This is a genomic window from Arthrobacter sp., assembly GCF_031988865.1.
Lineage (GTDB): Bacteria > Actinomycetota > Actinomycetes > Actinomycetales > Micrococcaceae > Arthrobacter_B.
The window spans coordinates 7,633-17,390 of the sequence record NZ_DALZXY010000078.1 but is presented as its reverse complement, the minus strand read 5'-3'; the positions used below and the strand labels follow the sequence as shown (position 1 = coordinate 17,390).

Annotated in this window: 6 protein-coding genes and 1 pseudogene; 5 read left to right on the top strand and 2 right to left on the bottom strand. The window is 65.8% G+C overall.

Annotated elements, in window-relative coordinates; genetic code table 11:
• Positions 1 to 301 precede the first annotated feature (301 nt).
• A complete protein-coding gene (locus tag RTN46_RS13240; protein WP_312182037.1) occupies positions 302 to 1,744 on the top strand; it encodes a CAP domain-containing protein in 1,443 nt (480 codons plus the stop codon).
• Between the two features lie 193 nt (positions 1,745 to 1,937).
• Here RTN46_RS13240 and rarD read toward each other — a convergent pair whose 3' ends face one another.
• Positions 1,938 to 2,906, bottom strand: coding sequence for an EamA family transporter RarD (gene rarD / locus RTN46_RS13235; protein WP_396157751.1), 969 nt, complete (start codon positions 2,904 to 2,906; stop codon positions 1,938 to 1,940).
• A gap of 185 nt (positions 2,907 to 3,091) precedes the next feature.
• Between rarD and RTN46_RS13230 the strand changes: the two genes are divergently transcribed.
• Together RTN46_RS13230 and RTN46_RS13225 are read left to right on the top strand one after the other, a co-directional pair.
• Positions 3,092 to 4,519: an FAD-dependent oxidoreductase gene (locus tag RTN46_RS13230; RefSeq protein ID WP_312182036.1), complete on the top strand. Its 1,428-nt coding sequence runs from the start codon at positions 3,092 to 3,094 to the stop codon at positions 4,517 to 4,519.
• Between the two features lie 451 nt (positions 4,520 to 4,970).
• Positions 4,971 to 6,206 carry a GAF domain-containing protein gene (locus RTN46_RS13225; protein ID WP_312182039.1) on the top strand — a complete coding sequence of 412 codons (1,236 nt, stop codon included), beginning with the start codon at positions 4,971 to 4,973 and terminating at the stop codon, positions 6,204 to 6,206.
• A 10-nt stretch (positions 6,207 to 6,216) separates the two neighbouring features.
• On the opposite strand, the gene RTN46_RS13220 is transcribed toward RTN46_RS13225, so the two are convergent.
• Entirely contained in the window at positions 6,217 to 7,884 is a 1,668-nt protein-coding gene (locus RTN46_RS13220; RefSeq protein ID WP_312182035.1) for a DHA2 family efflux MFS transporter permease subunit, read from the bottom strand.
• Between the two features lie 202 nt (positions 7,885 to 8,086).
• On the opposite strand from RTN46_RS13220, the gene RTN46_RS13215 reads away from it, so the two are divergent.
• On the top strand, positions 8,087 to 9,610 hold the full coding sequence (locus tag RTN46_RS13215; protein ID WP_312182033.1) for an aldehyde dehydrogenase family protein: 1,524 nt from the start codon (positions 8,087 to 8,089) through the stop codon (positions 9,608 to 9,610).
• 47 nt (positions 9,611 to 9,657) lie between these two features.
• Positions 9,658 to 9,758: pseudogene (locus RTN46_RS13210) on the top strand (quinone oxidoreductase); the annotation flags it as partial.

Here is a 9,758-nt window from a genome sequence, read left to right as displayed (position 1 = left end):
GGAAAACCCGCGGCCACTCCCGCAGAACGGGGGAGTGGCCGCGGGTTTTTGCGGACCGGGCACGGATGACGGGAGAACAACGACGGCGGGTGCCTGGGGGAGCCTGGCTCTTCCAGGCCTGTCGCGTGGTGCCAGTGTTACTTGTGATCTTTATGTGTTTGTTGTGAATCCTGGAGCTCTGAGTTAGATTGCTTGTCAAGCACCGCACGCATGCGGTGTGTCGCGGCCGTTGGGGTCGGACGCGCGGAAAAGGCCGCCACGGTTAGAAAACCGCGGGTCTCGAGGCATAAGGATCTAAAGAATGCGACTGAGGAAACTCGCCGGGGCGTTTGCTGCCCTGATGCTGGCCGTGGGGGCGACGGCGGTGGCCCTTCCCCCGGCGTCGGCCACATCACTCGACGGGCAGGCAGCCGGACGGCTCCACACCCTGATCAATGAATACCGGGCCCAGCATGCGCTGAAGCCGCTGGCCTGGAATGGCGGGATCGCCGCCGTGTCACAGGGCTGGACCCTCAGCTCCGCCGAGACCGCCAATGTCCACGGCGCCGGGACTTTCCTGCACAACCCGAACTTCGCGGCCAACTATCCTGCCGGGGCCAAGTCCTGGTCGGAGAACATCGCCTGGAACATGAGCGTCGACCAGGCCTTCGCCTGGTGGACAAATTCGGCGCCGCACCGCGCGAACATGCTGCGGGCTGCTGACACGGACCTCGGCATTGGCGTTGTCCAGCTAACGGAAGGCCCCAACAAGGGTGTCTACCTGGCCACCGTCAACTTCGGTGAATACGCCGGCACCGCCGCACCCCTTCCGCCCGCGCCTGAGCCCACTCCGCCGGCACCCGCTCCGGAACCCACGCTGCCTGCGGTCCCCGAGCCGGCACCGAGCACCCCGCCTGCTGAGACCGCTCCGCCGGCGGAAACCACGCCGGCACCGGAGCCGTCTGCTCCCGCTCCCACCCCGGAACCGTCAGCTCCCGCTCCCGAACCGGCTCCCACCAACCCGCCCGCTGAGACCGCACCGGCACCGGAGCCCAGCGAGACTCCAGCGGAACCCGTACAAACTCCTGAACCCACCGAAACACCGTCCGATCCGGTGACAGAACCTCCCGCCCCGGCTGAACCGTCGCCGACGCAGCCCGCGCAGACACCGGATCCGGTCCCGACGGAGGATCCAGCAGCGGCCGAAACCCCGGTGCCTGAGACCTCTGCTCCGGAACCAACTGACCCGCCTGCCCCGGAACCAACTGATCCGCCGGTGCCCGGCCCGGCCGCAGCACGCGGTGAACTCCAGACCAGCGACCCGGCACTGCTGACCCCCGAGGCCCGCGGCAGCTTCGATACCAGGACCAGCGGCAGCGCTCTCACCGTCACCGGCCTTACCCCGGGTGCCGAGTACCAGGTGTTCCTGCACTCAACGCCCGTCAATGCCGGGCTCTTCACTGTTGACGCCAACGGCGTCCTCCGGATCGAGATCCCCTCGGGCCTCGAAGCCGGGGAGCACCGGGTAGCTCTCTACAACCTGGATGGGACGCTGGAGGGCTGGCAGGCCTTCACCGTGCAGCCCGAGGTCAACGTCCTCGGTGTAGCGGTCTCTGCTGGACCGGGCGCACCGGCCGAACTCGCCTCGACCGGGTTCTCCTCGGGTCAGACGGTACTCGGTGCATCGGGTGCGGTCATGATTATCGCCGGCGCGGCAGCCCTGTTGTACCTGCGGCGGACCCGCACGGAATCGGCCGCGGCCTAGCAATCCTTCGTTTCACAACAGCAAAGCGCAGGACCATCTGGTCCTGCGCTTTGCTGTTGAATGGAGCAGCAGCGGCCGCTAAACGGGGCAGCCCTCAAAACGGGGGGGGGTAAACGGGGCAGCTAGACGGTGCCGGCAGCCGGCTGCCGCATCCTGGCCCGGCGCGGCGACCCCAGCAGATCGATGCTGAGGATCAGCCCAGCCACACCAGCCCGAATCCGGCCCAGCGCTCGGGCGGCATGGCCTCCTGGAACACCAGCAGCGCCATGATGAACTGCAGGACCGGCGCCAGGTACTGGAGCATTCCCAGCATGCTCAGCGGCAGCCGGCCCGCGGCGGCACCAAAGAGGATCAGCGGAACCGCCGTGGCGATGCCCGAGGCCGCCAGCAGCCAGAAATGCGCAGGCCCGAAAGCGAACAGCGTCCCGGTGCCGTTCGTGGCCATCACAAGGAGAACGACGGCGGCAATCGGCGTCAGCACGGCGGTTTCAATCGACAGGCTGGAAACGGCGTCGACCTTCCCGCCCACGCCCTTCTTCACGAGGCCGTAAAAACCGAAACTGAACGCCAGGGTCAGTGCGACCCACGGAACGTTGCCGTACGCGAACGCCAGGACCAGGACTGCGATGAACCCCACCGCAATGGCGGCCCACTGCAACGGCCGTAACCGCTCCTTCAGCAGGAAGACTCCTAGCAGCACCGAAACCAGCGGGTTGATGAAGTAGCCCAGCGCGGCCTCCACCGCGTGTCCGTTGAGCACGGCCCAGGAGAAAACCAGCCAGTTCACGGCAATCAGGACGGCGGCTAGGGAGAGCGTGCCCAGCAGCCGCAGATCCCGTCCGGCGGAGAAGGCCCGGCGCCAGGAGCGCATGATCGTCAGCAGGACCGCGCAGAACACCAGGGAGAAGACCACCCGCGCAGCAACGATTTCCACCGGCCCCGCCGGTTCCAGCAACAGGAAGTAAAGCGGCAGGAACCCCCAGATGGTGTAGGCGCCGATGCCAAAGAGCAGGCCGGATCCGCTGAGCCTTCCCTCCGGCTCCGGCCGGTTGGCTGCTGCGGCCGCAGGCGGCACCGAAGGCGTCGTTCCCTGCTGCTTCGGGGTGGCGGAGCTTGAGGCGGCGTAGGCAGGGGAACTGCCGGGAGGTTGCTCATTGGGCATGTGCGTTGCAACGCAGTACGCCCTGCGCATATTCCGCGCGGATTTTCGCGGCGGAGGGCCGGTGCGGTTTAGACGCTTTGGTTGGCGGCAATTAGAATAGGGAACTGTGCGCCATTTGCGTTCAGCGACCAGTTGAATGACTTGCTCCCTGGCCATCAGGGACCCCCAGAGAAGAAGGACTATACGTGTCTAATTCAGCCCCGGACAGCTCGCAGCGTCCCATGCGAGTGGCCATTATCGGTGCTGGTCCGGCCGGCGTTTACGCGGCAGACATCCTGACCAAGGCCGACCGGGACTTCGAAGTCAGCATTGATCTCTTCGATCAGTACCCCACCCCCTACGGATTGATCCGGTATGGCGTTGCCCCCGACCATCCCCGGATCAAGGGCATCGTCAAAGCGCTGGAGAAGGTACTGGACCGCGGTGACATCCGCTTCCTCGGCAACGTGAACTACGGGCGTGACCTCACGCTCAAGGACTTCCGGCACTTCTACGATGCGGTGATTTTTGCCACCGGTGCCCTCAAGGATGCCCCCCTGAACATCCCCGGCGTGGACCTGGAAGGCTCCTTCGGCGGCGCCGACTTCGTCTCCTGGTACGACGGCAACCCGGATGTTCCGCGTGACTGGCCCCTGGATGCCAAGGAAATCGCCGTCATCGGCAACGGCAACGTGGCCCTCGACGTCGCGCGGATCCTTTCCAAGCACGCCGATGACCTGCTGACCACCGAGATTCCAGCCAACGTTTACGAGGGACTGAAGAAGTCGCCCGTTACCGACGTCCACGTGTTCGGCCGCCGCGGCCCGGCGCAGGTGAAGTTCACGCCGCTGGAACTGCGCGAACTCTCGCACTCCCGTGACGTGGATATTGTCCTGTACCCCGAAGATTTCGAGTTCGACGAAGCCTCCGACGAGCAGATCCGCACCAACAACCAGACCAAGACCATGGTCAACACCCTGACCAACTGGCTGGTCGAGGAGCAGGACACCGGTGCCTCGCGGCGCCTGCACCTGCACTTCCTGCACTCTCCGGTGGAGATCCACGATGATCCTGCTACTCCGGGCAAGGTCGCCGGAATCAAGATGGAGCGTACCGAGCTCGACGGCACCGGCAATGCCCGGGGCACCGGCGAGTATGTGGACTACCCCGTCCAGGCCGTTTACCGCGCCGTGGGTTACTTCGGTTCCGAGCTGCCCGAAGTCGGCTACGACTCCCGCCGCGGGGTTATCCCCAACGAAGGCGGCCGGGTAGTGGACGATGCCGGCCAGCCGATTCCCGGGATCTACGCCACCGGATGGATCAAGCGCGGCCCGATCGGGCTCATCGGCCACACCAAGGGTGACGCCCTGGAAACCATCGGCTTCCTGCTGGAGGACCGCCGGACGCTGCCTGCAGCAGAAGAACCGGAGCCGGACGCCATCATCAGCCTCCTCGAAGAGCGCGGCGTCGAGTACACCACCTGGGCAGGCTGGAAGCAGCTCGACGCTCACGAGAAGTCCCTCGGCGCCAGCTATGTCCACGGGGATCCGGGCATCGGTGAGCTTGTTCGTGAACGCGTCAAGGTTGTGGACCGTGAGGAAATGACCCGGACGTCACGGCAGGTCAGCCAGTAGGTTTCCGGCCCATCTGATCCAACAGCAGCAGGTTCCGGCCCAACAGCCGCAGGACCCGAAGCCAGGCACCGCGCACGCGGTCCTGGCTTCGGCTGTTTAACGGCCCGCCCTGCTGCTCTGCGCCGGCCGGCTCTGTCCCGGCCGGCTCCGTCCCGCCCAGCCCCAGCCGGGCCGCAGCGCCCGGTCTCGGAACAGCATGGTTGTGCTCTGGAACTGGACGGCGCCACGTGTCACCATGGTCAGGCAGCCTCAGGCTGCCCGGAACCTGGCGGCAAACGAGCAGTGGTCAGCGGTGAACGTTCAATGACCAGTGATCAGGGTTCCGGCGCAAGCGGTCTCCTTATCAGCGCGGATAGGTTGGACGGTGCAGCAAAGTCGAAGTGCCGTCCGGGAACGGATACCCCGGACAGCGGAAATCCTCCAGCAGGATGCCTGGCGGGCGCACGAAAGCATGCGGGTGCAGGGTGAACTCCCCGACACCCTCCGCCCCGGCGTCAAGGAGTCCTGGCAGCGCTCCCTGCGGCACCACCCGAATCCTGACGATGCACGTCCCATCCTGGCTTTTGCCGGGGGAGACCTCCAGGCGTACCGTGCCTCCCACCCCTTGGCCTCGATCATGCCTGTGATCCAGCGGCTGCTGGTGGAGCCCGGCCGGGAAAGCGGGCTCCTCATCGCCGTCGGAGACCAGCTCGGGCGCCTGCTCTGGGTGGACGGGGATCCGCAGCTGCGCCGCCGGGCAGAGGACATGATGTTTATGCCCGGAGCTGATTGGTCGGAGAACTCCATCGGCACCAGCGCTCCCGGCACCGCCCTGGCAACCGGGCGGAGTGTGCAGATCGCCGGAGCCGAGCATTTCAGCCTGCAGGTGCATCCGTGGTCCTGTACCGCCGTCCCCGTGCACGATCCGGACTCCGGTGCGGTGCTGGGGGTCGTGGACATCACGGGGAAGGAAGAAGCTGTTGCCGTGCATACCCTGGCCCTGGTCCAGGCGGCGGTTACGGCGGCCCAAACCCAGCTGCGTGTTGAACGCCTGCAGGCCCAGGCGCCGGAACGGGTTCAGATGCCCAGCCGGCGGCCCAGCCTCTACCAGGACAGTCTCCAGATCCTGGGCACGGATTCGGCGGTGCTCTGCCTGGGCGGTTCCAGCCTGCAGCTGAGTCTGCGCCACTCGGAGCTGATGGCCCTGCTGGCGCTGCACCCCCGGGGCCTGACCGCAGAGGAACTGGCCGTCCTGGCCTACCCGGAGGAGTCATCGGTGGGCACGGTCCGCGCTGAGATGCTTCGGCTGCGCAAACTGCTGGCACGCGTTGCTCCCCACGGAGCGGACATGGTGCCGCGGTCCCGCCCGTACCGCCTTCCCCGGGAACTGGTGGTCGACGCCGGGCAGGTGCGGTCCTGCCTGGAACGCGGAGCTCACCGGCTGGCACTGAATATCTACCGCGGAGAAGTGCTTCCCCACTCCCAGGCTCCAGGGATCACGGAACTTCGGCGCGGCCTCAGTTCCGTTTTGCGGGAATCAGTGCTGGCCGAAGCAGGCATCGACACGCTCCTGCAGTACCTGCGGCTGGCGGAAGCGGCGGACGACGCCGAGGCCTGGCGCCTCGCCCTGCGGCTGCTGCCGGCCCGCTCGCCCCGGCGGGCAGGCATCATCGCCGGACTACAGCGGATCGAACGTGATCTGGCGTGAGGCGCAGCGGCTAGCCGGCATCGCGTGGACCGCCCTGCTCCGGTGCCTGGGAGTCGGCAGCTACTTCGCTCCGGGGAGTGCCGGCCGGCTTGATGCGCAGGCTGGTCAGCAGGCCGATCAGCAAGGCAGCGGCAGCAATCCAACCGGCGAGTGCGGCACCGTTGGTCATGGCCTCCCGGGCTGCATCGGCGATGAAGGCAGTCTGCGGGTTAGCCGCGAGCATCTGGATGTTGCCGCCGGAAGTGGCATTGACTGAATCAACAAGCCCGCCCAGCTGGGGCGCCTCTGCCACGGCCCCGGCAACCCGGTCCTCGGTCCCGGTCCTGAGCGTGGTGAAGAAGGCTGTCCCCAGAACTGCGATTCCCAGGGCCGAACCGGTTTGCCGTGCGGTGCTTTGAGTGGCCGAGCCCTGCCCGCTGCTGGCTATCGGCACTTCGGCCAGAATTACTGAGGTCAGCTGGGCGGTTGCCAGGCCAACGCCCATTCCGTACACCAGCAGAATCGGGGAGGTAAGCCAGGCGGTGCTGTCCGGGCGGATGAACAGGGCCAGTGAGGCGATGCTGAGAATTTCCAGGCCAAGCCCCATCCTCACCACAACTACCGGGCTGAACTTCCGGCCCAGTGCCGCCACGGCGCCGCTGGCCATAAAGGAGCCTGCAGCCAGCGGCAGCAGGGCCAATCCGGCTTCGAAGGCGCTGTACCCCAGGACATTCTGGAACCACAGCGGAAGGGAGAGGATCAGTCCGAACTCGCCGAAACTGACGATCAATGCGGTGACATTGCCGTTGGCGAAGGACCGGATCCGGAAGAGGGACAGATCGAGGAGCACACCCTTACCGGCGGCAGTCCGCGAACGCTCCAGCAGCACAAAGCAGATCAGGGCCACGGCTGCGAGCAGGAACGTGAAAGGGATAGGGGAGAGAGCGCCGAATTGGAAGGGCGCTTCCTCGGTGGCGGTCCACCAGCCGTAGGTGCGGCCTTCAATCAGGCCAAACACCAGCGCTCCGAAGCCCAGGATGGAGAGCGCTGCCCCGCCGATATCCAGGCGCTGCGCGGCCCCGGGGACGGGCTCGGAGGATTCCGCCACGAACAGCAGCAGGCCGGCGATGATCAGAGCCCCAACCGGGAGGTTAATGCCGAAGGCCCAGCGCCAGCTCGCGTTCTCGGTGAGCCATCCGCCCAGGAGCGGCCCAATGGCCGCCATGCCGCCAATGGTCGAGCCCCAGATGGCAAAGGCGATGCCCCGTTCCCGGCCGTGGAAGTTCGCGTTCAGCAATGCCAGAGTTGTGGGCAGGATCATGGACCCGCCCAGGCCCTGGACGGCGCGGCCGAAGATCAGCATGCCGCCGGATTGGGCGGCTGCGCACAGGAGGCTCGCCGCAACAAAAAGGACGACGCCGATGAGCATGATCCGCCGCCTGCCCACGCGGTCCGCAACCCGGCCCCAGGTAAGGAGAAGGGCGGCGAACAGCAGGGTGTAGATCTCCTGGACCCATTGGATCTGTGTGCTGGAAATTTCCAGATCAGCCACGATCGAGGGAACGGCGACGGACACGATGGTGGAGTCCATGATGATCATGGCGACGCCGAGGCTGACAGCTAGCAGGCCCCACCAGCGATAGCGCGTATAGCGGGTGGTGTGCCGGGTGCCGGCACCGGCACTGGAATCCTCGACCATTGGCCGTCCTTACTCGGCTCAGGAAGAGCCGTTCCGCGAAAACTTGCCCACGGCAACAATAATGCCGCCGGGGGCAGCCTGGCCACTGCGCCTGCCGCGGCGGCGTTCCGGGTGCTACGTGGATGCAACCTGCTGCGGCGTACTGTTCTGGCCACCGACGGAAATGACACCGGCGTCATCGAAGAGAAGGAGCTACATCATCATGACCGTTTACGCGCAGCCTGGGCAGAGCGACGCACTCGTTTCATTCAAGCCCCGCTACGAAAACTGGATCGGCGGAGAGTGGGTTGCCCCGGTCAAGGGAGGCTACTTCGAAAACGTTTCTCCGGTTACGGGCAAAGTTTTCTGCGAGGTGGCCCGGGGAACCTCGGAGGACATTGACCTTGCCCTGGACGCGGCCCACAAGGCGGCGCCGTCGTGGGGTAAGACCTCCGTCGCTGAGCGGGCGCTGATCCTGCACCGCATCGCCGACCGCATCGAAGAGAACCTGGAGATGCTCGCCGTCGCGGAAACCTGGGATAACGGCAAGCCCGTCCGGGAAACCCTCGCCGCGGACCTGCCGCTCGCCGTCGACCATTTCCGTTACTTCGCCGGAGCGATCCGGGCGCAGGAAGGGACGCTTTCGCAGCTCGACGACAACACCACCGCGTATCACTATCACGAGCCGCTCGGCGTCGTCGGCCAGATCATCCCCTGGAACTTCCCCATCCTGATGGCCACCTGGAAGCTGGCTCCGGCGCTCGCCGCCGGCAACGCCGTCGTGCTGAAACCCGCCGAGCAGACACCCGCATCGATCCTGGTGCTGATGGAGCTGATCAGTGACCTGCTCCCGGCCGGCGTCCTGAATGTGGTGAACGGATTCGGGGTGGAAGCGGGCAAGCCGCTGGCCTCCTCCAAGCGCATCCGCAAGATCGCCTTCACCGGGGAAACCACCACCGGCCGGCTGATCATGCAGTACGCCAGCCAGAACCTTATCCCGGTGACCCTGGAACTGGGCGGCAAATCCCCGAACATCTTCTTTGCCGATGTTGCTGCCCAGGACGATGCCTTCTACGACAAGGCACTGGAGGGATTCAATATGTTCGCCCTGAACCAGGGCGAGGTCTGCACCTGCCCGTCGCGGGCGCTGGTGCAGGATTCGATGTACGACAGCTTTATGTCCGACGCGCTGGCCCGCACTGCACAGATCATCCAGGGCAATCCGCTGGATACCAACACCATGGTCGGGGCGCAGGCCTCGAATGACCAGCTGGAGAAAATCCTCTCCTATATGGACATCGCCGGGCAGGAAGGCGCCAAGGTCCTCGCCGGCGGCGCCCGCAACGTCCTCGGCGGCGACCTGGCAGACGGGTTCTACGTCCAGCCGACGGTGTTCGAAGGCACCAACAACATGCGGATCTTCCAGGAGGAGATTTTTGGTCCCGTCGTATCGGTGACGCGTTTCTCCGACTACGGCGAGGCGCTTTCAATCGCCAATGACACCCTTTACGGGCTGGGCGCCGGTGTCTGGTCCCGCGACGGCAACACCGCCTACCGGGCCGGGCGGGATATCCAGGCCGGACGCGTCTGGGTGAATAACTACCATGCCTACCCGGCGCATTCAGCGTTCGGCGGCTACAAGTCCTCCGGGATCGGGCGCGAGAACCACGCCATGATGCTGGACCACTACCAGCAGACCAAGAACCTGCTGGTCAGCTACGCCGAATCGAAGCAGGGCTTCTTCTAAGACCTGCACAGCGTTCGCCCCTCTACCCACGAAGAAGGAGAAACCCGATGGCATCCATGCAGGCCGCAATCGTCAAAAACCTCGGTGAAGCGCTCGCCGTGGAGGAGACCGAGATTCCCAGCCCCGGACCGGGCCAGGCACTGGTCAA